Below are 21,248 nucleotides of genomic sequence, written 5' to 3'. Positions count from 1 at the left end.
GGGGGGTAACGGGGGAGGCCACTGTGGTTCTGACAGCAACTGGCCCCGTGAGCGTTTCTGCGGGAAAAATTTAAATCGTTCTAGTGGACTATCGTTACATGTGACCGCCATCATGTCTAGAACGTTCTAATCGTGCTCGCAACGAAGGAGAAGTGTGACGGAAATGCAGCGCCGCCCAACCCTGATGGATGTCGCCCAAGCGGCGGGCGTTTCCAGGGCGCTGGTCTCGATTGTGATGCGGGGCGCTCCGGGGGCCGCGGAACGCACCCGGGAGAGGGTCCTCACTGTGGCGCGGGACTTGGGCTACCGGCCGGACAGCCGGGCGCGGTTGCTCCGGAGCAGCAGGACGAGGCTGCTCGGTGTCACCTTCCATGGCAGTGCCCCATTCCACGCGGAAATCGTCGACGCGGTCTACGCCCAGGCTGCAGAGCGGGGCTACGAAGTGGTGCTCAGTGCGGTCGGCCGCAGCCGATCTGAAGCGCGGGCGATTGACGGGCTTCTTGACTTCGGCTCGGAAGCGTTGATTGTCATCGCGCCGAGCTTGGGCATCAGGGAACTGGAGCGCTATGCCGGTCGCGTTCCTGTCGTGAGCCTCCTGCGTGACGACGTTGGCGCCTTCGTTGACTCGATCAGCAGCGACGATCGTGCCGGCGTCCGCGTAGCGGTAGAACACCTGACGGGCCTGGGGCACTGGAATATTGTCCATGTCGACGGTGGATCGGCCGTCTCGGCCGCGCGGCGCCGGGATGCTTTTCGGCTCGAGATGATGGGCCGCCAGCTTGAGCCGGTCATCATTCCCGGCGGGCCCGGGGAAGACGACGGTTTGAGGGCTGGGGATTCGCTCCAGGGGAGCCTCCCTTCTGCTGTCATTGCGTTCAACGACCGATCGGCTCTGGGTGTAATGGAAAGCTTGCGGGCTGCGGGGCTGCGTGTCCCCGAGGACGTATCGGTCCTTGGCTTCGACAACAGTCAGCTTGCGCAGCTCAGGTTCGTGCAGCTTTCGTCCGTCAGTTCGGAGGCGCCGCTGCTGGCCGTCGCTGCCGTCGACCGTGCGGTTGATCGATTGGAAGGCCGCGGCGGTCCCGTCCACGTAGTCAGTGACCCTCGTTTGATCGTCCGCAGCACAACGGCGCCACCCGCGGAGGCCTGGAAGCTGGGGAGTAACAGCACCTCGTCCGCCACGGGCCCGATCAAATTCACGTAAAAACATCCTAATGTCAGGACAAACTATTGACAAAACGTACTGCGACTCACCATGATCGAGGGGAGGGCCTTGAGCTCCTGCAGAGTGGCAGGGCCGCAGCCCCTATCGAAGGAGAAAATCGTGAAGAAGATTTCTTGGCGGAAGGCAGCCCTGATAGCGGCCGTCGTTCCGATGGTGGCCCTGAGCGCCTGTTCAAGCACGGGCGGCAAGACCGAAACCGTAAATGGTGGGGGAGGTGGCACGGTTGCGGACACGCCGCGATTGAAGGTCGCGATGATCACCCACGCGGCCGCCGGCGACACGTTCTGGGACATCGTCCGGAAGGGTGCCGAGAGCGCCGCGACGAAGGACAACGTCGAGCTGCTTTACAGCGGGGACGCTGAGGGGGGCCGCCAGGCGCAGTTGGTGCAGCAGGCCATTGACCAGAAGGTGGACGGTATCCTCATCACGCTGGCCAAGCCGGAGGCCCTGAAGGACGTCGTCAAGAAGGCGGTGGACGCGGGGATTCCCGTGGTGAGCTTCAACGCCGGTGAAGACCAGTCGAAGGCTATGGGCGCTATCACCCACTTTGGGCAGAGCGACAAGCTCGCCGGTGTCACGGTGGGACAGCGACTCGCCGCAGAGGGCATCAAGCACCCGATCTGCGTGATTCAGGAGCAGGGCCACGTCGGCCTCGAAAACCGGTGTGCCGGTGTCAAGGAACAGGTTCCCGGCTCCGAGATCCTCAACGTCAACGGCGCGGACATGACCTCCGTCTCCTCTACGGTGACGGCGAAGCTCCAGTCCACGCCGGACGCCGACGCGATCATCGGTCTCGGCGCCCCGTTCACGCTCACCATTGTGAAGTCCGTGAAGGAAACAGGCAGCAAGATCAAGGTGGCTTCGTTCGACCTGAACGGCGAGCTGGCCAAGGCCATTGAAGACGGAAGTGTCGCGTTCACTGTGGACCAGCAGCCCTATCTCCAGGGCTACGGCGCCGTGGACACCATTTGGCTGAGCAAAGTGGGCGGTTTCAAGGTTGGCGGCGGGCAGCAGGTCTACACGGGCCCGGCTGTTGTCGACAAGAGCAATGCAGCCGATGTCTCCAAGTTCGCTCAGGCCGGCATCCGCTAACCCTCAACAAAACTGTCGGGATGCCGGGTGCCTGCACCGGCCCGGCATCCCAAGACAAAGGAGTTTAGTAATCATGGCCAATGCTGTCCTAACCGCCACCTCAGATGAGCGCGTCCGCACCCGAAATACCATCCAAAAATTGCTGTTGCGCCCCGAAATAGGCGCCCTCGTCGGCGCTCTGGTACTTTTCGTATTCTTTGCCGCCATCGCCCCCGTCTTCCTGCAGCCCAGTTCCCTGGCAACCGTGCTGTACGGCAGCTCCACCATCGGGATCATGGCCGTGGGCGTGGCCCTGCTGATGATCGGTGGCGAATTTGACCTCTCCACCGGCGTCGCAGTCATCACCTCAGCCCTCTCAGCCTCCATGTTCAGCTGGTACTTCAGCACAAACATCTGGGTCGGAGTTGCCTTCGCGCTCGTAGTGTCCTTGGGCATCGGGTTCATCAACGGCTGGATCCTCGTCAAAACAAAACTCCCCAGCTTCATCGTCACGCTGGCATCCTTCCTGATGCTTGCCGGCCTCAACCTCGGCCTGACCCGCATGATCGGCGGGGCGGTGGCAACCCCCTCGGTGTCCGACCTCGACGGTTTCGACGCCGCCCGCGTGCTGTTCGCCTCGACCATCAAGATCGGCGGCATCGACGTCAACGTCACGGTGTTCATCTGGATCGCCCTGGTGATCGTGGCTTCCTGGGTCCTGCTGCGCACCAAGATGGGAAACTGGATCTTCGCCGCCGGCGGCGACGCCAACGCGGCCCGCGCCGTGGGTGTGCCCGTCACCAAGACCAAGATCGGCCTGTTCATGGCTGTCGGTTTCTGCGGCTGGATCCTGGGCATGCACAACCTCTTCGCCTTCAACACCGTGCAGTCCGGTGAGGGAGTTGGCAACGAGTTCCTCTACATCATCGCCGCGGTCATCGGCGGCTGCCTTCTCACCGGCGGCTACGGCTCGGCCGTGGGCGGGGCGATCGGCGCGTTCATCTTCGGCATGGCCAACAAGGGCATCGTCTACGCGCAGTGGAACCCGGACTGGTTCAAGTTCTTCCTGGGCCTGATGCTGCTGCTGGCCACCATCGTCAACCTCATCGTCAAGCGCCGCGCGGAACTCAAGTAAAGGGGCCGGAGAACATGAATGCCAAAGAAATCGACCAAACCACCCTGCTCCGGAACGAGACGGACCCGCTGACCCACACCCCCGTGCACCTGCTCTCGCTGGACAAGGTGGGGAAAAACTACGGCAACATCCTCGCGTTGAGCGATGTCACCATGGCCGTGGACAACGGCCGCGTCACCTGTGTCCTGGGTGATAACGGTGCGGGCAAGTCCACGCTGATCAAGATCATCGCCGGCCTGCACCAGCACGACGCCGGGGTCCTGAACATCATGGGCGAGGAACGGAAATTCACCTCGCCCCGTGACGCGCTCGACGCCGGAATCGCCACCGTCTACCAGGACCTCGCTGTTGTGCCGCTGATGCCGATCTGGCGGAACTTCTTCCTCGGCTCGGAGCTGACCAGTGGTTTTGGCCCGTTCAGGAGCCTGGACGTCGAGAAGATGAAAGCCATCACGCTCAAGGAGCTCGCCGAGATGGGCATCGACCTCCGCGATGTGGAGCAGCCCATCGGCCAGCTCTCCGGCGGTGAACGCCAGTGTGTCGCGATCGCCCGCGCCGTGTACTTCGGTGCCAAGGTACTGATCCTGGATGAGCCGACGGCGGCACTCGGCGTCAAGCAGTCCGGCGTGGTCCTGCGGTACATCCTCCAGGCCCGCGACCGCGGCCTCGGGGTCATCTTCATCACCCACAACCCGCACCACGCCTTCCCTGTCGGGGACCGGTTCCTGCTGCTCAAGCGCGGCAAGTCGATCGGCTACTACGACAAGAAGGACATCACCCTCGACGAGCTGACTGCCCAGATGGCCGGCGGCGCGGAACTCGCCGAACTCGCCCACGAGCTCGAACAGCTTGGCGGCCACAACGACGTCGTTGCCGAAGTTAAGAGCGAAGTGGCCGGGGTGGCACAAACCGCCGGCAACACCCGCCAGTAACTGCCGTCCCATTTCCTGAAAGGACAAGCCCTTGGCTTATCTCAACCGCAATCCGTCCGACGTCGTCCTGCCCGTACGGATCGGGCTCATCGGCTCCGGCTGGATGGGGGCGTTCCATGCCGACAGCATCGCCCGCCGCGTCCCGGGCGCAGTCCTGGCGGCCATCGCCGATCCCAATGTGGAATCCGCGCAGGCCCTTGCCCAGGCACTGGGCACGGCAAAGGTGACGGCCAACGCAGAAGACATCCTGGCGGATTCGGAGATCGATGCGGTGGTGATCGCCAGCCCCGCACGCTTCCATTCATCACTGATCCGACAGGCCGCGGCCGCCGGCAAGCACGTTTTCTGCGAGAAGCCGGCAGGTCAGGGGCTCGAGGAACTCGACGCTGCGCTCGCAGCGGTGGAAGAGGCCGGCGTGCACTTCCAGATCGGCTTCAACCGACGCTACGCCGATGACTTCCTGGCCGCCAAGAAGGACCTGGCCGCAGGCATCGCCGGAACGCCGCAGCTTTTGCGCTCGCTGACGCGCGATCCCGGGACCGGAAGCATCCCGAACGCGGCCAGGGTCCCGGCCTGGACCATCTTCCTGGAGACTCTCATCCATGATTTCGACACCCTCAACTGGTTCAACGAAGGTGCCGAGCCCGTGGAGGTCTACGCGGTGGCGGACGCGCTCGTGGAGCCCTCCCTGCGCGACCAGGGGTTCCTTGACACCGCAGTGGTGACCATTCGGTACAGCAACGGTGCCGTGGCCGTGGCCGAGGCAAACTTCAGCGCCCTGTACGGGTACGACATCCGCGGCGAGGTCTTCGGTTCCAAAGGCATGGTCCAGGCTGGCCGCGCCACGGAAACGGCGGCCCGCCGGTACACGGCGGAGGGACTGTCCGCCGACACCCCGCGGCTCAACGTTGAACTGTTCCGGCAGGCCTATACTGACGAACTCGTCGACTTCGCCGGTGCCGTGCGTGCGCGGCGCGACGGCATGCCCCCGTCGTCGTCCGACTTCAACGTCACCCCGGGTGGCGCGGATGCCCGCCGTGCGCTGGCCATGGCACTGGCCTGCATCGAATCGGTCAAACGCGGCGCACCGGTGGCGGTCAATGAGACGGCAGCCGTCTGATGCGCCTGGCAGTCTGCGCGGAGATGGTCTTTACGGACCGACCGTTTGTGGAACGCGTGCGCCGGATCCACGAGTCCGGTTTCGACGTCGAACTGTGGGATTCGCGGGGCAAGGACATTCCGGCGCTCAAAGCCACTGCCGCCGTTTTTTCCTCCATGACGGGCTACACCTCAGGCAGCGTGGTGGACCCTGACACTGCCGATGATGTGGTGCGGACCGCGGAATCGCTGATCCCCACCGCCCTGGAACTTGGCGTCAGCCGCATGGTGGTGCACCCGGCAGAACTCATCGACGGCCACGCCGCCCGCCCCGTGTACCGTTCCACCGGCCGCATGTGGAGCACCGGCGCACGGACGCTGGAGCGCCTCGGCCGGCTGGGGGAGAAGTACGGCGTGACGTTCTGCCTGGAGAACCTCAACACCATCCTTGACCACCCCGGCATCCCGCTGGCACGAGCGAAGGACACCCTGGCACTGGTGGAGGCCGCCGGCCACCCCCACGCCAAACTGATGCTGGACCTGTACCACGCGCAACTGGGGGAGGGAAACCTCATTGAGCTGGTGCGGACGGCCCTGCCCTATATCGGCGAGATCCAGGTAGCCGACGTCCCGGGGCGGTGCGAGCCCGGAACCGGGGAAATCAACTACGCGGCCGTCGCCAGGGCGCTCGCGGAGGCCGGGTATGAAGGGACGGTGGGCATGGAGGCGTGGGCCAAGGGCGACAGTGATGCAGCACTGGCCGCCTTCCGCGCGGCATTCACCGTCTATGCGGAGGAGCAACTGTGAAGGACGTCATCCTTGGTCTGGTCGGAGTGGGGCGCATCGGCGTGATGCACGCGAACAACATCGTCGCGCTCAACGGAGTCCTCAACCGGCAAGGCATCAACGTCAGGCTTCTGCTCACCGACGTCGCTGAGGACCACGCCAGGAACGTTGCTGCCGGCCTCGGCGCCGGGTTCCTGCCCTCAGTGGAGGAACTCATAGCGGCCGGGGTGGACGGACTGGTCATCGCCACCGGAACCGGAACGCACCCCGAGCTGATCAAGGCGGGCGTGGACGCCGGAGTCCCGGTCTTCTGCGAAAAGCCCGTGGCCATGAACGTGGCGGACGCCCTGCCCGTGCTGGACTACATTCGCGACAACAACGGCGTGGTGCAGATCGGCCACCAGCGCCGCTTTGACCACGGCTACGTCGAAGCCAAGCGTGCCTACCAGGCGGGCGAGCTGGGTTGGATCCACTCCCTGCGCGCCGTCACCTGCGATATGGCGCCGCCGCCTGTGGAGTTCCTCGCCAGCTCGGGCGGACTGTTCCGCGACTGTTCCGTCCACGACTTCGACATCCTCCGCTGGCTGACCGGCCGTGAGATCGTGGAGGTCTACGCAAAGGGCTCCAACAACGGTGACCCGGCCATTGGTGCAGTGGGCGACGTGGACACGGCGCTGGCGCTGGTCACGTTCGACGACGGCACAGTCGGCACCGTGTCAGCCACCCGCTACAACGGCACCGGCCACGACGTCCGCTTGGAAATCCAAGGGTCCAGCCGTTCGCTGATGGTTGGCCTCGATGAGCAAACAGCCATGGCGTCGGCCGAAGCCGGGATCGACTTCCCCGCCGGGAAACCCCACCGGACCTTTGCCGAGCGCTTCGACCAGGCGTACCGATCCGAGATGGCCGCGTTCGTGGAGCTTATCCTGGGCCGGCGGGAGAATCCATGCACCCCGGAGGATGCCGTGGCGGCTTCCCGCGTGGCTGACGCCGCCCAGGAATCACTGGCTACGGGTGTCCCGGTCAAGGTGGCCATCGGCGTAGCCAGGTGAGCGTGTTGCTGCCGTGAAAATGCCCCTCCGGAATCCGTTCCGGAGGGGCATTTTTGTGATTCTAAGCGCCGAACGGCAGCCGGGGATCGATGTCCTGGCCGTCCCAGCTTTGGCGGACCCAGCCGTGGTGCGGGTCGTCGCTGATCAGCCATTCCCGGACAGGGCCGGGGCCGGCCATCACGTTCAGGTAGTACAGGTCGTAGCCCGGGGCCGCCATGGCGGGGCCGTGCCAACCGTAGGGGACCAGCACAACGTCGCCCGTACGGACCTCGGCTGCCACGTCGATGGGACGCTCATCCGAGGCGTACACGCGCTGGTAGCCGATGGCGTCGGCGTCGGCGGGTGCCCCGGAACCGGCAGCTACCTGCGTCTCGAAGTAATAGATCTCCTCGAGGTTCGTTTCGCCGTCCTTTTCCTCATCGTGCTTGTGCGGAGGGTAGGAGGACCAGTTACCGGCGGGGGTGAGGACTTCACACACGATGAAACGGTCAGCCTCGAGGGCCGCGGGCGTGCCGAAGTTATGGACCTGGCGGGAGCAGTTGCCGGCCCCACGCAGTTCCACGGGTGTCTCTGCCGCCGTGACCAGGCGGGTGGGATAGGAGGCTTTGGCCGGAGCCGTGGCAACGGCAAACCTGCCGCCGTCGGACGAGCTGACGGTGACGGCACGGGCCGTTCCCGAATACAGCACGTCGCTGGGGCCGTGGAACACGGACGCCCGCCCTTTCAGGACATGCTCTTCACCGTCCACGGAGACGGTGAAGGAGCCGTTGAGCGGAACCACAATGCGCTCCTCGTCCGCAGCCGGGAGAACGACGGCGGCACCTGCAGTTAAGGTGGCTACCTTCAGGCCCGTATGGGCCCAGCCGTCCACGGCCAGGGTTGAATCGGAGGTTCCGAGCGAGATGTCCCAAGCGCCGTCGGCGGCGCTGCCCAGGGGGTAGACCCAGTTAGTCATTGATATTCCTTGCGCTATCGCTGTACGAGTGTCATGTCAAAGCTGTACGAATCAGCCCGGTACACATGGTGTCCGGTTTCCACCCGGCGGCCGGCGTCGTCTGTTGCGGTGCGTTCCATGGTCACCAGGGCGGAGTTGACCTCCGTCTCGAGCAGGGGCGCCTGGTAGTCGTTGGCGATCATCGCGCCGATCCGCTGCGTTGCCAGGCGGAAGTTGACGCCGCCCCGACGCAGGATCGAGTACAGGCCTTCCGCGGCAAGCATGGCTTCGTCCATGGTGGCGATGTCATCGCGGACCCAGTTCTCCATCAATGCCAGCGGCTTGCCGCCGACTTTGCGCAGGCGGGTGAAGTGGTAGACCTTGGAGCCGGCCGGCAGCTGCAGTGTGGCCAAGGTGGAGGCGTCGGCCTCCATATGGGAAAAGCTCAGTACCTGTGTGGTGGGTTTTTTTGCCGTTGTTGGTGAGGTCGTCGAACAGACTGGAGAGCTCCAGTGGACGGCGGACCTGGCTGGAAACCACCTGCGTTCCCACGCCGCGTTTGCGGACCAGCAGGCCGGAGCGGACCAGTTCGTCCATGGCCTTGCGCATGGTCGGGCGGGACAGATTGAGCTGGGCCGCAAGGTCGATTTCGTTGTCGAGGCGGCTGCCCGGTTCCAGGACACCGCTGTGGATGGCGGCCTCGATGCCCTGAACTATCTGGTGGTACAAGGGCACGGGGGAGGAGCGGTCGATGTTGAGACCAAGTTGATTCGCCACTGCAGATTCCCCGTGTTCCAGACTCAGCCCGCGCCGTCCTACCTACGACAGGACGTACCGAGCATGTCGCCATTTGTTCTTTTGATAGGACATAGTTCCTGTTCTCGATAGTAGCAGCCGCCCCGGGATGGTCAAGGGGGCGAAACGGAGCATATTGTGGCGGAATCTTCCTAACTCCATGTCTGACGTCAGGCAACGCCCGTCGGGCCGCGCGGGTACCGGAGTCTCCCATCCAGGCTTACCGGCCTCTCGGGCGGCGTCCGTCCGGAGTATTTCCGCCATGCTTCTCGAGCTTTTGTTGGCCCCACTGTAGACCGCAGTCCTGCGCCGCAGTTCGCTCCCACGCGCCCGGCGTCGGTGGGTTGCCGGTCATGGTCGACGTCACCCTGGTCCAGGCCGACTGACCGCTGCACCGGCATGCCGGTGCAGCATCAGGCTGTCTACTGTGCTGAGGAGCATCAGCAGGGCGATAGCGAGGAAAGCGCCTCGGTAGGCCAGCAAGGCGTCCCCGTTCGATCCGCCACCGAGCACGCCGCCTAATCCGGTGCTAAGCAGGGGAGCGGAGTCGAAGACGCGGACTAGAAGGGCGCCCACGGCGATCCCGGCCGCCGTGGCTAGCTGGACGAGGGTGGCTGAGACGGCGTTGGCCGAGGTGAGCTGTTCCGGCACTATGTCCGCGTACTGGACGGAGGCGTAGGCGGAGAACCCGATCGAGCGGAACACCCCGCTGCAGACGAGGAGTGCAAAGATCAGCCACTCCGGCGTATCCGGAGTGAGCAGGGCGCACAGAGCGAAGGTCGATGCCGAGGCGAGGGAGGCAACGACGAGGATGGGCTTGAACCCGAAGCGCCTGATCAACGGTGTGGTGGCAGGCTTGATGCCGATGTTCCCTATGAACACGGCCGCCACCATAATGCCTGCGTGCAGCGGGCTCCAGCCGAAGCCCTCCTGGAACATCAGCGGGAGGAGGAAGGGCACGGCGCTGATCGTCAGCCGGTAAATGAAGCCGCCGGAGTTAGTTGCCCGAAACGTCCGCGTGGAAAATACGGTCAGGTCGAACAGGGGATTGGCTGCCCGGCCCATCCACAGGGCTGCCGCCGCCAGGGCAACCGCTCCGGCCGCTACGCTCAGCATGGTCCAGGGTCCCTCCGGGTGGGCTGTGGCCAGTTCCAGGCCTGCCACCAAACCGCCCACCCCAAGGGTAGTGAGGATCAGCCCCAGCCAGTCGAGGCTACGTTTCCGGTCGCCGGAGACTCTGGGCACGAGGCGGATGGCGGCCAGGAAGGCTGCGGCGCCCAGGGGCAGGTTGACGAGGAATATCCAGTGCCAGGACAGGTAGGTTGTCAGCGCTCCGCCGACCAGCGGAGCGAGTACCGGGGCAAGGAGCCCGGGCCACACGAGGTAGGCTGTGGCCCGCAGCAGCTCCGATTTGGGGGTCTCTCGGAGCACCACGAGCGTGCCCACGGGTACCATCATGGCGCCGCCGGCACCCTGCAAAATACGGCTCAAAGTCAGCATGGTCAGGTCCTGGCTTACGGCGCAGAGCAGGGACGCCACGGTAAACATGGCAATGGCGAGGCAAAAGATGCGGCGCGCTCCGACCCTTTCGACGAGCCAGGCGCTGAACGGGATGCCCATGGCCACCGTCATCAGGTAGGCCGTCATGGTGATGTTCAACCCTGCGGCGGCCACGCCGAAGTCTTCGGCGATTCTGGGGAGGGCTGTGGTCAGGATCGTCCCATCCAGGAACTCCATGAAGAACGTCGCGGCCACGAGCAACGCCAGCCGCGGATTCCACGGTCGCCCGGTCGGGGAGCGGTGGCTGCCCTCCGCGGAATGATCTGTCATGGCGCCGCTTCCGCTGCCCCTTCTGTCGTTCAAGATTTCCTCCCTGCCAAGTGGGTATTGGAGGCTGGCGCTAGACCGCTCCGACGGCGGCAAGCACCGACGCCAGTCCTCCACGAAGTCCTTCTCGGGGAGGGGCGCCCCGTCCCATGTCATGTATGGACATACTAACAATGCGTTGGTCTCGCATGGGTAAATGCTTGGCGGGCGACCTTGAGCCCAGGGTGCTGAGCTCGCCGGAAGTTGCGGTTAGGATCGGGACGCCGTGGGGGTCGTAGCCGGGGCGAACGCTGTGCAGGGGCCGCTGGTGATGAGGGCGCGGGTTGCCGGTGCCGTCGGAGACGTAGAGGGACTGCATTCCGGAGCTGATGCACATCCTGCGGAGCGCTCTCGCGTGGGCCTGACCTGAGAACCCGACGCCACTGGCGCGGGGCAAGAAAATGGTGCCGAACCGGATACGCCTCTCGGCGGTAGGCCGCTCTAGGCGGCTAGATGTTGAAGCCCGGGGGTTTCGCGGTTCGGCACCGCTTTTAGTGTTCTACGACAGTTCCACCAAGTCAACATTGACAGCCCGCCGCCGGCGTGTGTACAGGCGGCCCCCGGTCTCAGTCCAGTTCGCCCAGCCGCCACGCGTTGGCGGCGTGTTCCAGGTCCTCGGCGGTCTTGACCAGGAGGTGCGAATTGCGAGTGAGTTTGCTCGCGTGGCTCGCGTTGCTGTGCTCGGCGCCGTCGGCGAGCGTGGCCTGGCCCAGCGCCACGACGCGGCAGAAGGCCGCGGAGCGCTCCAGCGCGACGTCGAATTCGCCGTCGAACGCTCCAGACAGAATGGCGTCCGCCATCAGCTTCATCTCATCCGCCCCGGGCGGCTCGGCGGCGCCGGCGACCACATGGGACACCTGCGCGGTGTCCTTGCCCGCCCTGAAGTAGACCGAAATGCGCTCGGGATCCTGGATGGTGGCGGCGCGCAGAGCGTACAGGCGCCACAGGGCGCCGGGGAGCGAGCGCGCCGGGCTTTCCGCCCACATCTCGGCGATGGCTTCCAGGCCCTGTTCATCGGCGAGTTTCACCAGCCGCTTGGTGACCGTCGGATCGTCGCTGTCGCGTCCGCGGCGGACGAGCGCCTGGGCCGCCAGGTGGGCGGCCTCCGAGATGCGGGCGGGATCGGCTCCGCCCGCGAAGGGCTCGAAATCGATCGGTGCGAAGGCCTTGGGCTTGTGGTGCCGGTGCGGTCCCGGGCTGCTGGCTCCTGCTTGCTCGCTCATGCCACCACGCTACTCCAGTGCTGTGCTGGAATCGAGCATGGGAGGCGGCCCGGATCCGCCGACGGGGAACCGGCTGCGAAGGCGGAGGCGGGCACGACGGCGTCGTCCCGGCCCCTTTCGCTATATCCGGCTCCGGTCTGAGGTACAGTATTAAACGTTCAGAAATGGACGAGGCTGATCGGCTTCCGGAGCGAGGATTTATCCTCCGTTCGGGGCTGTTGGCTGGGGCCTTTAGCTCAGTTGGTAGAGCATCGGACTTTTAATCCGTGGGTCGTGGGTTCGATCCCCACAGGGCCCACTCTTTCTCGCCAGAGAGTGGAAAACCCCCGGCATCCTGGGAACAGGGTGCCGGGGGTTTTGCTGTTTCCGCGCCCGCTCGGATTCCACGATGGCCTAGTTACCAGTTCAGCTAGGATGACCGGATGAACATGCACAGCGGCTCGGGGTCCGGGAACTCTTACGGGCCGGGCGGGCAGCTCGACGGGCAGCTCGGCGGGCCCGCGGCTGTCCTGAAAGCGCTGGGCGACTACCGGGCGGCCGAAGCGGCCACGCGCCGTTCCACCCGGGATTCCATCGGGATGGGGGAGACGGACCTGATCGCCCTGCGGTATCTCCTGCGTGCCGAGGCGGCCGGCGAGCAGGTGGGGCCGAAGGATCTCAGCCGCGTTTTGCAGATCACCACCGCCTCGACAACTTCGCTGATTGACAGGCTGGTGGGCAGTGGGCATGTCCGCCGCGAGCCCCACCCGACGGACCGGCGTTCCCTCATGGTCGTCCCCACTGTGGCTGTGGACTCGGAGGTCCGGACAGCACTGGACGCCCTGCGGCACAAGATGACCGCCGTAGCCGGGGAACTCAGCGCGGCCGAGGCGCGTATCGTCATCGGCTTCCTCCACCGGATGGCTGAGGCCTTCGCCGGACCGGGCTCTGCGGTGGCCAGCGCCAGCAACTAGTTGCTGCCTGCCAGGGCGAGGCCGACTACGGCTCGGTTGCGTCCAGCGGCCTTCGCCTCGTACAGCGCACCGTCCGCTTCCCGGATCAGCCGCTGGAGTCCGGCGCTCCGGATCCGCGTGTCGACGATACCGAAGCTCGCAGTGGGTTGCGGTGCGCCGTCGGGCAGGAAGCTGTGTTCAGCCAGGAGCCGGTTGATCCGGTCCGCGATCCGGACCGCCTCCTGGGCATCGACCCCGGTAAGCAGCATGGCGAATTCTTCGCCGCCGTAGCGCCCCACGAGGTCGGCGGTCCGCATCGCCGCCCGGCAGGCATCGCTGAAGGCGCGGATGACGCCGTCGCCCGCGTCGTGGCCGAAACTGTCGTTGATCGCCTTGAAGCCGTCCAGGTCCGCCATGACGACCGCCGAGTCGATGCCGGCGTCCAGGTTGGTCCGGAGCTGCTGCTGCGCCTGCTGCAGAAATTCCCGGCGGTTCAGGAGGCCGGTGAGGTCATCGAGGGACGCCAGCTCCTTCAGGTCCTCGGTCCGGCGGGCATTGTTCAAGGCCGTGATGCTGGACGAGACCACCACCAGCAGCACCATTGCCATCAGCAGGGTGACGCCGGTGCCGAACAGCAGCTGGAACAGCGGGTCTTCCGGCCCGAGAACGGCCAGTCCCGCCATCCGGCTGAGGTAGTAAGCGGCGCAGACAGCGGTAGCGACGGCAAGGGAACGGACCAGATGCCAGGGCATTGCCCGTTGTCGGCGCAGCTCGGCTGAAGCCAGCCCGATGGCCGCCCCCATCATGGCCAGAAGGACGATGCTGCCGGTCCGGTTGTCACCGGAGATGCGGGCCGCGACGGCCACCGCCCAGGCCGCCACCGAGGGAAGGGCCAGCAGCCAGGAACGGACGCGTCGGCCTGCGAGTGAACGGGCGCCCGCCCAGACGCAGCCGGAACCGAGCACCATGACCCCGTTCCCTACGCTCGTTGCCCAGGCCACGCCGGAGACTTCGCCCAGGAAGTAGAACAGGGCGGCGCAGAAGAACGAGCCGACCGCGATGCACCACCAGCCGGCAAATGGTGCCCTGTTTTTCCGGTAGGTATCGAAGTAGAAGAGCACGAGCATGGTCAGTGTCATGACGGCGAAGACCACCATGAGCGTTGACCTGTCGAGGAGGACCATGTTTGACCGATTCCCAAGCTGCCGGAGGTGGCCCCCAGCAGACCCGCGACGTAGTTCACTGCCGGATCACGCCCCGGCCCGGTCAAGTCTTCCAGAAGCCAAACCACTTCCCGAGCTGCGACACAACCCCGGTCTGCCGTCCGTGGTGCAAGATGGTGCCATGAACCCGGTTGAGGCCCTCAACGAGATTGCATTCTGGCTCGAACGCGAGCTTGCCCCCACCTTCAAGGTGCAGGCTTTCCGGAAGGCCGCCGCAACCATCGCCGCAGTCGAGCCGGAGGAGCTTGCGGCGCGGGCGCGCGACGGCCGGCTCAAGCGGATGAAGGGGATCGGTGACCGGACCTTTCAAGTCATCCAGGAAGCCCTCGACGGCGGGGTGCCCGAGTATCTGGCCGGACTGCGCAGCCGGAGTTCCCAACCTCTGGCGGAAGGGGGCCGGGAGCTGCTGGGCTTGCTTCGGGGCGATTTGCACAGCCACAGCGACTGGTCGGACGGTGGGTCGCCGATTGGGCTCATGGTGGATGCCGCGCAGCTGCTGGGCCGCGAATACCTGGCGCTGACGGACCACTCACCGAACCTCAAGATCGCGAACGGGCTCAGCGCCGAACGCCTCACCCAGCAGCTCGACGTCGTTACCGGCATCAACGACGGCGGCCCGGGGGAGTTCCGCCTCCTCCGGGGCATCGAAGTCGACATCCTCGAGGACGGCAGCCTGGACCAGACGAAGGAGATGCTGTCAGCGCTGGACGTTGTGGTGGCCAGCGTCCATTCAAAGCTCCGCTCCGACAAGCGCACCATGACCCGGCGCATGCTCGGGGGCATCACAGACCGGCACACCAACGTGCTGGGACACTGCACCGGCCGGCTGCTGCAGGGGTCGAGGGGGACGCGCCCCGAGTCGGAGTTCGACGCGGAGACCGTGTTCGCCGCCTGCGCGGAAAACAGCGTCGCCGTGGAGATCAATTCGCGGCCGGAACGCCAGGACCCGCCGGACCGGCTCATCCAGCTGGCCCTCGACACCGGGTGCCTGTTCAGTATTGACAGCGATGCCCATGCCCCGGGCCAGCTCGACTTCCTCCAGTACGGGGCGGAGCGGGCCGCAGCCAACGGTGTCCCGGCGGACCGGATCATCACCACCTGGCCGCTGGACCGCCTGCTGGCCTGGACCAGGTCCGGGGACTGAGCTGACGCCCGGCGTCGGGCGCGGGGTCGGGAGGATGGTGCCACCGCGGGACATGTCCTCCTCCCGCGGCCAGGGCTGGACATAATGCCGTTGGGCCCGTTCCTGGGTGCGAGGAATGGGCATGTCCCCCGCGAAGGTTTGCCGTGCATCTACGGGCGCAAGGGGTCGGGAGGGTGCCACCGGGGGACATGTCCTCCTCCCGCGGCCAGGGCTGGACATAATGCCGTTGGGCCCGTTCCTGGATGCAAGGAATGGGCATGTCCTCCTCGGCTAGGGCTTCGGGACGGCGGGCACCAGGGCCGTCGGCGAGGCCAGCGCCAGCCGGTGGGCGGGATCGCCGGGGAGACCGCTGCCCGGGTCGAGCGGAAACGTCACCACGTCGTGGGAGCGTTCGTGGGCCACGTGCAGCCAGCCGTTCCGGACCAGGTGATGGCGGGGCCAGTCGCCGCCGCTAGGGAAATCGGCCAGTGGCTGCAGGGAGCTGCCGTCCGCCTCGACCTGCAGGACGCTCATCCGGTTGGAGCCGCGCACGCCCACGTAGGCGTGCCTGCCGTCGGCGGTCAGGGCGATCTCAGCGGCGGAGTCCCCGGGCAGGGCGCCGGTTTGGGTGGCTGGCCCGATGCCGACCAGCCGGAAGATCCCCGTGGCCGCGGACCGCTGCACGACGGCCACCTCGACAGAGTACTCGGTGACCACAAAGACGCTGCCGCTGGTGTGCTGGGCCAAGTGGCGGGGGCCGCTGCCGCGCGGCAGGACGACTTCGTGGTCCAAGGCAAGGCCCGCGCCGGGAAGGTATTTCCAGATCCGCAGCAGATCATGCCCCAGATCCGTCGTCATCACGCGCCCGTCTTCCAGATTCAGGCTCGCATGGGCGCGGCTCGGCCGGCCGGAATCGGTTGAGGCGGCCGCAGCGAACCTTGCCGAGATGCCGCCGTCGTCGTCCAGTTCAAAAAGCAGCACCTGGCCGTCTCCCCAGCAGGCCACCGTGAGGTAGCGCCCCAGCGGGTCGACGGCGACGTGGCAGGGGGCTTCCCCCGCCGTCCAGCCGGGGCCGGCCGGTTCGAGGCCGAATGCGCCGGACCGGCGGTACGCGTGGACGGTCCGGGCCTGCTCGCCCACCGCGTAGACCACCGGAAGCGAGGGGTGCACCGCGAGGAACGACGGCGAATCCGCCTTGGTCGCGAGGCCCAGCCAGCTCAGCGTACCGTCGGGCGCGGCGCGGACGGCTCCGATGCCCTCGCCCTGGCCGCCCCCGTCCGCGGTGTAGCAACCGGTCCAGATGATGTCCTGGGACGCTTCGCGAGCAGCCGGCTCGGGACGGCCGGGTGCGGAAGCCACAGATTCGAATGCCATGGCGCCATCCTGCCACGTCGGTTGCATGGGGATGCCGAGCACCAGGAGCGGAAAGAGTCTTGCCGTGCAACGACAGATGGCCGCCTCGGCGCCGCAATGGCTGGCGCCGGGCGGCCACCTGCTGGTTGAGACGAGCCTGCGACAGGCCCGCAGACCGTGGACCTGCTCCGCAACGGGCTGACCGCACGGGTGGCCAGCTCCGAGGAACTGGACGCCACGGTGGTCATCGGCCGGACTTAAGCCGACTTGTCCGGATTGGCGTTCGTCGCGGCCCCGGTTGGCGCCGCACCGCCCTCGTCCGACCAGTCCCTGCCGGTCTGGTCGTTCAGGGCCGGATCCGTCTCGACGTCGCGGGCAGCTGCGGACGACGTGGTTCCCAGGTTCACCGTTTCCGGATGCGTGCTGTGCGCCGGGATCGTGCCGCCGGATGCAGCCGCCGTGGAGGGGCCGTCTTCGGGAGCCTTGCCGCCTCCGCTGCGGGAATCTTCCCGGTGGACGGCGGACCCAATCACTGTTCCGGCCCGCCGGGCGGCCTCGCTGAGCTGCTCCGACACCTCGGGCGCCTTTTCCCTGACTGCCTCGGATGCGGCGGTGATTTTGTCCTGGACGGGCTTGCTTTCCCACAGGGCCGCTGCCCGGGATTTCAGCTTTTCGTAGGCTGCCCGTCCGGATCGTGATCCGAGAACGTAGCCCGCGGCTATTCCGGTGCCGAAAAGAAATTTGCCTTTCATGCTGTACTCCTCTTCTTTGGTGGTGTCGGTGAATAGGAAGTCATGCTGTGAGCCAAAAAACCGGCCCCAGGAAAAAATCCCGGGACCGGCTTCCGGTAGTGTTCAGCTTCAGCGGGCCGAACGCCTGGTGATCATGCCGTAAACCAGCAGGACGATGATCGCGCCGCCGATAGCCAGCAGCCAGGTGGACAGCGAGAAGAACTCGTTGATGCTCACCCCGAAGAGGGCGCTGCCAATGAAACCACCAAGGAGGGCGCCAACAACGCCGAGGACCAGCGTGATGATGATGCCCCCACCCTGACGGCCCGGGAGGATTGCTTTAGCAATCGCACCGGCGATAAGACCCAGAAGCAGAAATCCGAGAAAACCCATTTTGTTGTTCCTTCTCTTTTCATTGAGGAGACACCCGGGTTGCCGGGTGCGCTTCATCCTTCTGCCTCAATACTAATCATGCTTAGTAAAAAAGAGCCACCCGAGCATGGCGGGAACTCGCGCCACGCCTTCGTCAACAAGAATTTCCGGCCGCAATCCGGTGCGCCCGTGCTGCGTCTCCGGGCCCCGCTGCGGGCTTTTCACCACGCATAGTCCTCCGGTGAGGCCCGGTGGCCCGGGAAGATCTCGTCCAGCCGCCCAAGCGCATCGGCGTCGAGCGACACGTCCAGTGCGCGAAGGGCGGCGTCCAGCTGATCCTGCGTGCGCGGCCCCACGATCGGTGCCGTCACCGCGGGCTGGTGCAACAGCCAGGCCAGGGCGACGTCCCCCGGTTCCTGGCCCAGCTGGCCGGCGAATTCCTCGTACTGCCTGATCTGATCACGGTGCGTTCTGAGGGTCTCCCGGGCGCGGCCCTGAGAGCGGCGGACGCCCTCGCGCTCCTTCTTCAGCACGCCGCCGAGCAGTCCGCCGTGCAGCGGTGACCAGGGCAGGATCCCCAGTCCGTACTGCCGGGCAGCCGGGATGACTTCCAGTTCGATGTTGCGGGTAAGCAGGTTGTAGATGGACTGTTCGCTGACCAGCCCATTGCCGTGCCGGGGGGCGGCGGCCTCCTGCGCCTGGACGACGTGCCAGCCGGCGAAGTTGCTGCTGCCCGAATACAGGATCTTGCCCTGCTGGACCGCGACGTCGATTGCCTGCCAGATCTCCTCCCAGGGGGTGTTCCGGTCAACGTGGTGGAACTGGTAGAGGTCGACGTAGTCCGTCTGCAGCCTTTTCAGGCTGGCGTCGAGGGCCCGGCGGATGTTCAGGGCGGACAGTTTTGACTCATTGGGACGGTCCGTCATCGTGCCGTAGAGCTTGGTGGCGAGCACCGTCCGTTCACGGCGCTCGCCTCCTGTGGCGAACCAGCGGCCCAGGATTTCCTCCGTCCAGCCGCGGCGACCGCTGCCGCCGTAGACGTTGGCGGTGTCGAAGAAGTTGATGCCGGAATCCAGGGCCGCATCCATGATGGAGTGCGCGGCCGGTTCGTCGGTCTGCGGCCCGAAGTTCATTGTGCCGAGGCAGAGCCGGGAGACTTTCAGGCCGGAGCGCCCCAGCTGCGTGTATTCCATGGCGTGGGCCCTCGCTTCGTGGCGGTGCTACAGCTGGCTGAAGTCCGCCACGGCGGGGTCGGCGCCGATGCGCGTCCCTGACTCGAGCGCCGTGATCAGGTCGATGTCCTCGGGCGCGAGGGAGATGGCGGTAGCATCGAGGTTTTCCCGCATGCGTGCCGGACTGACAGTCTTGGGGATCACGATTGTGCCCTGGGACAGGTGCCAGGCCAGAACGATCTGGGCCGGTGTCGCGCCGTGCCTGCTGGCGAGGGAAGTCACCGCTTCGGCGGCAAGGTCCGCGCCCTGCCCGAGGGGGCTGTAGGCTTCGACGGCGATCCCCAGCGAGCGGCACCTGGCAGCGAGTTCCTGCTGCTGTAACGTCGGGTGGATTTCGATCTGGTTCACGGTCGGCACCACACCGGCTCCGGCGAGGAGCGTGTCCAGATGGTCGTCGAGGAAGTTCGATACTCCAATCGCGCGGACCTGCTGCTCGGCGTACAGCTGCTCCATCGCCTGCCAGGCGTCACCGTAAAGGCCCTGTGAAGGCACCGGCCAGTGGATGAGGTAGAGGTCGATGACGTCGAGACCCAGCGCTTTCCGGCTGTTCTGGAAGGCCTCGTGGGCGTTACCCTGTTCGCCGTTCCGTAGCTTGGTGGTGATGAAGAGTTCCGCCCGCGGGATCCCGGAGGCTGCAATGGCGGCTCCCACTCCTGCCTCGTTGCGGTAGGCGGCAGCCGTGTCGATATGACGGTAGCCAGCGGCCAGCGCGTCCTCGACGATCCGCTGGGTTTCCCCCGGCGGCACCTGGAAGACGCCGAAGCCCAACTGGGGTATGGTCACGCCGTTGTTGAGCTCCACCTCGGGGATAGCGGGCGCGGCGGTAGTTTCGCTGGTACCGGTCTGGAATTCGGACATCTCGGGCTCTCTTTCGCTTCTGCGTGCAGGCCCCGCACGGGGCCGGATCTATTTTTCAGGGTATTGCTGACTCGAGCCTATGCAGTCCCGCCGGCAGTGTCAGCAGCCGTAGCAGTGCCTGTTTTTCCTAGGACCGGCAGTCCTACCCTCCCGGCGGCCGATGTGTGGATTGCGGATTCCGGCCGGGTGCACAATGGGAGGCATGGGTCAGAGTGCGGAGTTCGGGAAGTTCCTCAAGGCCATGCGGTCACGGCTGAAGCCGGAGGATGCAGGCCTTGCCGGACATGCCGGTGCCCGGCGGGTACCTGGACTCCGTCGTGAGGAGATTGCCCGGCTGGCCGATGTCAGCACGGACTACTACACGCGGCTGGAGCAGGCCGGAACATCCACCCTTCCCGCTCGGTGCTGGACTCCGTGGCGCGGGCCTTGCGGCTGGACTCCTGCGAGCACGCACACATGATTGACCTGCTGGAGAACTGTGCGGCATCGCCGCGCGGTGCTGCCCCGCGCGCCGCCGCCCCCGTCCAGACCGTCCGCCCGGCACTACGGCAGTTGCTCGAGGCCGTCGGGGACGTGCCGGCTCTGGTCCTCGGCCGCCGTACGGATGTCCTGGCAGGCAACCGCCTGGCGTTCCTGCTCTTCGCGGATTTCCTGTCGATGCCGCCACGGGAGCGGAACCTGACACGGTGGCTCATGCTGGAACCGCGGGCGCGGGAGCTCTTCCGGGACTGGAAGACGGTGGCCTCCGACGCCGTCGGCGCCCTGAGAGTAGATGTTGGCCGGCATCCGAGCGATTCCGTGGCAAACCAGCTCATCGGGGAACTCGCAGTGCAGAGCGAGAACTTCCGCCAATGGTGGGCCGGCCACCATGTTGCGGCGCGGTCCTCGGGCGTGCTGCGGCTCCGCCACCCGACCGTTGGCGAGCTGGAACTGAACTTCGAAAACCTCGTACTTCCGGACGATTCCGGCCAGATGCTGCGGGTGTTCTCGGCGCGGCCGGGGTCGCCGTCGGCCGATTCGTTGATGCTCCTGGCCAGTTACGGCGCCCCGGCCACGGACCTCAGCGCTCCAGACGGAACCCGAGCTTGATAGTCACCTGCCAGTCGGCCACCGCGCCGTTTTCGAGGTGGCCGCGGATTTCCTTCACTTCAAACCAGTCGAGGTTGCGCAGCGTCTTTGCAGCCTCGGAGATGCCGTTGCGGACGGCCGCATCAACGCCCTCATTCGAGGTCCCGACAATTTCTGAAATGCTGTAAGTGTGATTAGACAACTTCGCTCCTCGTGATCGCCTTCGATGCCCGGCTGCG

19 protein-coding genes, 1 tRNA gene and 2 pseudogenes are annotated in these 21,248 nt (G+C 65.9%); 11 read left to right on the top strand and 11 right to left on the bottom strand.

Translation table 11 applies throughout. The features are described 5' to 3' along the window. The first annotated feature begins 163 nt into the window (after positions 1-163). From QFZ69_RS19685 to QFZ69_RS19655, 7 genes are all read left to right on the top strand, one after another. Entirely contained in the window at positions 164-1,204 is a 1,041-nt protein-coding gene (locus QFZ69_RS19685) for a LacI family DNA-binding transcriptional regulator (RefSeq protein WP_306919516.1), read from the top strand. Positions 1,205-1,324: 120 nt separating this feature from the next. Beyond that, positions 1,325-2,317 (top strand): substrate-binding domain-containing protein, encoded by a 993-nt coding sequence (locus QFZ69_RS19680; protein WP_306913780.1) that lies wholly within the window; start codon positions 1,325-1,327, stop codon positions 2,315-2,317. A 73-nt stretch (positions 2,318-2,390) separates the two neighbouring features. Then, positions 2,391-3,431 carry an ABC transporter permease gene (locus tag QFZ69_RS19675; protein WP_306913776.1) on the top strand — a complete coding sequence of 347 codons (1,041 nt, stop codon included), beginning with the start codon at positions 2,391-2,393 and terminating at the stop codon, positions 3,429-3,431. A gap of 14 nt (positions 3,432-3,445) precedes the next feature. Next, positions 3,446-4,363, top strand: a complete 918-nt coding sequence (locus tag QFZ69_RS19670; protein WP_306913774.1) for an ATP-binding cassette domain-containing protein — start codon at positions 3,446-3,448, stop codon at positions 4,361-4,363. A gap of 31 nt (positions 4,364-4,394) precedes the next feature. Continuing rightward, positions 4,395-5,483: a Gfo/Idh/MocA family oxidoreductase gene (locus tag QFZ69_RS19665; RefSeq protein WP_306913772.1), complete on the top strand. Its 1,089-nt coding sequence runs from the start codon at positions 4,395-4,397 to the stop codon at positions 5,481-5,483. Next, positions 5,483-6,268 (top strand): TIM barrel protein, encoded by a 786-nt coding sequence (locus QFZ69_RS19660; protein ID WP_306913770.1) that lies wholly within the window; start codon positions 5,483-5,485, stop codon positions 6,266-6,268. Before QFZ69_RS19665 ends, QFZ69_RS19660 begins: the two co-directional genes overlap by 1 nt. Next, positions 6,265-7,299 carry a Gfo/Idh/MocA family oxidoreductase gene (locus QFZ69_RS19655; protein WP_306913768.1) on the top strand — a complete coding sequence of 345 codons (1,035 nt, stop codon included), beginning with the start codon at positions 6,265-6,267 and terminating at the stop codon, positions 7,297-7,299. Before QFZ69_RS19660 ends, QFZ69_RS19655 begins: the two co-directional genes overlap by 4 nt. Before the next feature lie 61 nt (positions 7,300-7,360). Here the strand turns inward: QFZ69_RS19655 and iolB are convergent, their stop codons facing one another. From iolB to QFZ69_RS19635, 4 genes and pseudogenes are all read right to left on the bottom strand, one after another. Next, complete coding sequence (gene iolB, locus QFZ69_RS19650; protein ID WP_306913766.1) at positions 7,361-8,254, bottom strand: 5-deoxy-glucuronate isomerase; 894 nt, start codon at positions 8,252-8,254, stop codon at positions 7,361-7,363. Between the two features lie 14 nt (positions 8,255-8,268). Beyond that, positions 8,269-9,010, bottom strand: a pseudogene (locus tag QFZ69_RS19645) (GntR family transcriptional regulator). Between the two features lie 381 nt (positions 9,011-9,391). Next, a complete protein-coding gene (locus QFZ69_RS19640; RefSeq protein WP_306919515.1) occupies positions 9,392-10,858 on the bottom strand; it encodes an MFS transporter in 1,467 nt (488 codons plus the stop codon). Positions 10,859-11,460: 602 nt separating this feature from the next. Next, positions 11,461-12,117, bottom strand: coding sequence for a hypothetical protein (locus QFZ69_RS19635; RefSeq protein ID WP_306913762.1), 657 nt, complete (start codon positions 12,115-12,117; stop codon positions 11,461-11,463). Positions 12,118-12,342: 225 nt separating this feature from the next. Here QFZ69_RS19635 and QFZ69_RS19630 point away from each other — a divergent pair. Both QFZ69_RS19630 and QFZ69_RS19625 read left to right on the top strand, forming a co-directional pair. After that, a tRNA-Lys gene (locus tag QFZ69_RS19630) sits at positions 12,343-12,415 on the top strand. A gap of 130 nt (positions 12,416-12,545) precedes the next feature. After that, on the top strand, positions 12,546-13,070 hold the full coding sequence (locus QFZ69_RS19625; RefSeq protein ID WP_373461916.1) for a MarR family winged helix-turn-helix transcriptional regulator: 525 nt from the start codon (positions 12,546-12,548) through the stop codon (positions 13,068-13,070). On the opposite strand, the gene QFZ69_RS19620 is transcribed toward QFZ69_RS19625, so the two are convergent. Beyond that, positions 13,067-14,233, bottom strand: a complete 1,167-nt coding sequence (locus tag QFZ69_RS19620; RefSeq protein ID WP_306913759.1) for a GGDEF domain-containing protein — start codon at positions 14,231-14,233, stop codon at positions 13,067-13,069. The two genes, QFZ69_RS19625 and QFZ69_RS19620, sit on opposite strands and share 4 nt — an antisense overlap. A gap of 160 nt (positions 14,234-14,393) precedes the next feature. Here QFZ69_RS19620 and QFZ69_RS19615 point away from each other — a divergent pair, with 160 nt between their 5' ends. Next, positions 14,394-15,416: a PHP domain-containing protein gene (locus QFZ69_RS19615; RefSeq protein WP_306913757.1), complete on the top strand. Its 1,023-nt coding sequence runs from the start codon at positions 14,394-14,396 to the stop codon at positions 15,414-15,416. Between the two features lie 270 nt (positions 15,417-15,686). Here the strand turns inward: QFZ69_RS19615 and QFZ69_RS19610 are convergent, their stop codons facing one another. The 5 genes from QFZ69_RS19610 to QFZ69_RS19590 form a co-directional block, all read right to left on the bottom strand. Next, complete coding sequence (locus QFZ69_RS19610) at positions 15,687-16,769, bottom strand: beta-propeller fold lactonase family protein (protein ID WP_306913755.1); 1,083 nt, start codon at positions 16,767-16,769, stop codon at positions 15,687-15,689. Positions 16,770-17,005: 236 nt separating this feature from the next. Then, positions 17,006-17,500, bottom strand: coding sequence for a hypothetical protein (locus QFZ69_RS19605; protein ID WP_306913753.1), 495 nt, complete (start codon positions 17,498-17,500; stop codon positions 17,006-17,008). 108 nt (positions 17,501-17,608) lie between these two features. After that, positions 17,609-17,872, bottom strand: coding sequence for a GlsB/YeaQ/YmgE family stress response membrane protein (locus QFZ69_RS19600; RefSeq protein ID WP_306913751.1), 264 nt, complete (start codon positions 17,870-17,872; stop codon positions 17,609-17,611). Between the two features lie 200 nt (positions 17,873-18,072). Further along, positions 18,073-19,044: an aldo/keto reductase gene (locus QFZ69_RS19595; RefSeq protein WP_306913749.1), complete on the bottom strand. Its 972-nt coding sequence runs from the start codon at positions 19,042-19,044 to the stop codon at positions 18,073-18,075. Positions 19,045-19,071: 27 nt separating this feature from the next. Beyond that, positions 19,072-19,941 carry an aldo/keto reductase gene (locus tag QFZ69_RS19590; RefSeq protein ID WP_306913747.1) on the bottom strand — a complete coding sequence of 290 codons (870 nt, stop codon included), beginning with the start codon at positions 19,939-19,941 and terminating at the stop codon, positions 19,072-19,074. A 202-nt stretch (positions 19,942-20,143) separates the two neighbouring features. Between QFZ69_RS19590 and QFZ69_RS19585 the strand changes: the two are divergent. Next, positions 20,144-21,030: pseudogene (locus tag QFZ69_RS19585) on the top strand (helix-turn-helix transcriptional regulator). Here the strand turns inward: QFZ69_RS19585 and QFZ69_RS19580 are convergent. Then, positions 21,002-21,211, bottom strand: coding sequence for a dodecin (locus tag QFZ69_RS19580; RefSeq protein ID WP_306913745.1), 210 nt, complete (start codon positions 21,209-21,211; stop codon positions 21,002-21,004). The pseudogene QFZ69_RS19585 and the gene QFZ69_RS19580 overlap by 29 nt on opposite strands. Positions 21,212-21,248 lie beyond the last annotated feature (37 nt).

Origin of the sequence: Arthrobacter sp. V1I7, assembly GCF_030817015.1 — a bacterium.
GTDB lineage: Bacteria > Actinomycetota > Actinomycetes > Actinomycetales > Micrococcaceae > Arthrobacter.
The sequence above is the reverse complement of the archived record's forward strand: the minus strand, read 5'-3'. Positions and strand labels throughout refer to the sequence as shown.

Bases quoted from the DNA above. Each gene is read 5' to 3' on its own strand.
- QFZ69_RS19590 (WP_306913747.1), bottom strand. From the start codon at position 19,941: ATGTCCGAATTCCAGACCGGTACCAGCGAAACTACCGCCGCGCCCGCT.
- QFZ69_RS19670 (WP_306913774.1), top strand. From the start codon at position 3,446: ATGAATGCCAAAGAAATCGACCAAACCACCCTGCTCCGGAACGAGACG.
- QFZ69_RS19685 (WP_306919516.1), top strand. From the start codon at position 164: ATGCAGCGCCGCCCAACCCTGATGGATGTCGCCCAAGCGGCGGGCGTT.
- QFZ69_RS19675 (WP_306913776.1), top strand. From the start codon at position 2,391: ATGGCCAATGCTGTCCTAACCGCCACCTCAGATGAGCGCGTCCGCACC.
- QFZ69_RS19600 (WP_306913751.1), bottom strand. From the start codon at position 17,872: ATGGGTTTTCTCGGATTTCTGCTTCTGGGTCTTATCGCCGGTGCGATT.
- QFZ69_RS19615 (WP_306913757.1), top strand. From the start codon at position 14,394: ATGAACCCGGTTGAGGCCCTCAACGAGATTGCATTCTGGCTCGAACGC.
- QFZ69_RS19635 (WP_306913762.1), bottom strand. From the start codon at position 12,117: ATGAGCGAGCAAGCAGGAGCCAGCAGCCCGGGACCGCACCGGCACCAC.
- QFZ69_RS19595 (WP_306913749.1), bottom strand. From the start codon at position 19,044: ATGGAATACACGCAGCTGGGGCGCTCCGGCCTGAAAGTCTCCCGGCTC.
- QFZ69_RS19625 (WP_373461916.1), top strand. From the start codon at position 12,546: ATGCACAGCGGCTCGGGGTCCGGGAACTCTTACGGGCCGGGCGGGCAG.
- QFZ69_RS19640 (WP_306919515.1), bottom strand. From the start codon at position 10,858: ATGACAGATCATTCCGCGGAGGGCAGCCACCGCTCCCCGACCGGGCGA.
- QFZ69_RS19610 (WP_306913755.1), bottom strand. From the start codon at position 16,769: ATGGCATTCGAATCTGTGGCTTCCGCACCCGGCCGTCCCGAGCCGGCT.
- QFZ69_RS19605 (WP_306913753.1), bottom strand. From the start codon at position 17,500: ATGAAAGGCAAATTTCTTTTCGGCACCGGAATAGCCGCGGGCTACGTT.
- iolB (WP_306913766.1), bottom strand. From the start codon at position 8,254: ATGACTAACTGGGTCTACCCCCTGGGCAGCGCCGCCGACGGCGCTTGG.
- QFZ69_RS19620 (WP_306913759.1), bottom strand. From the start codon at position 14,233: ATGGTCCTCCTCGACAGGTCAACGCTCATGGTGGTCTTCGCCGTCATG.
- QFZ69_RS19660 (WP_306913770.1), top strand. From the start codon at position 5,483: ATGCGCCTGGCAGTCTGCGCGGAGATGGTCTTTACGGACCGACCGTTT.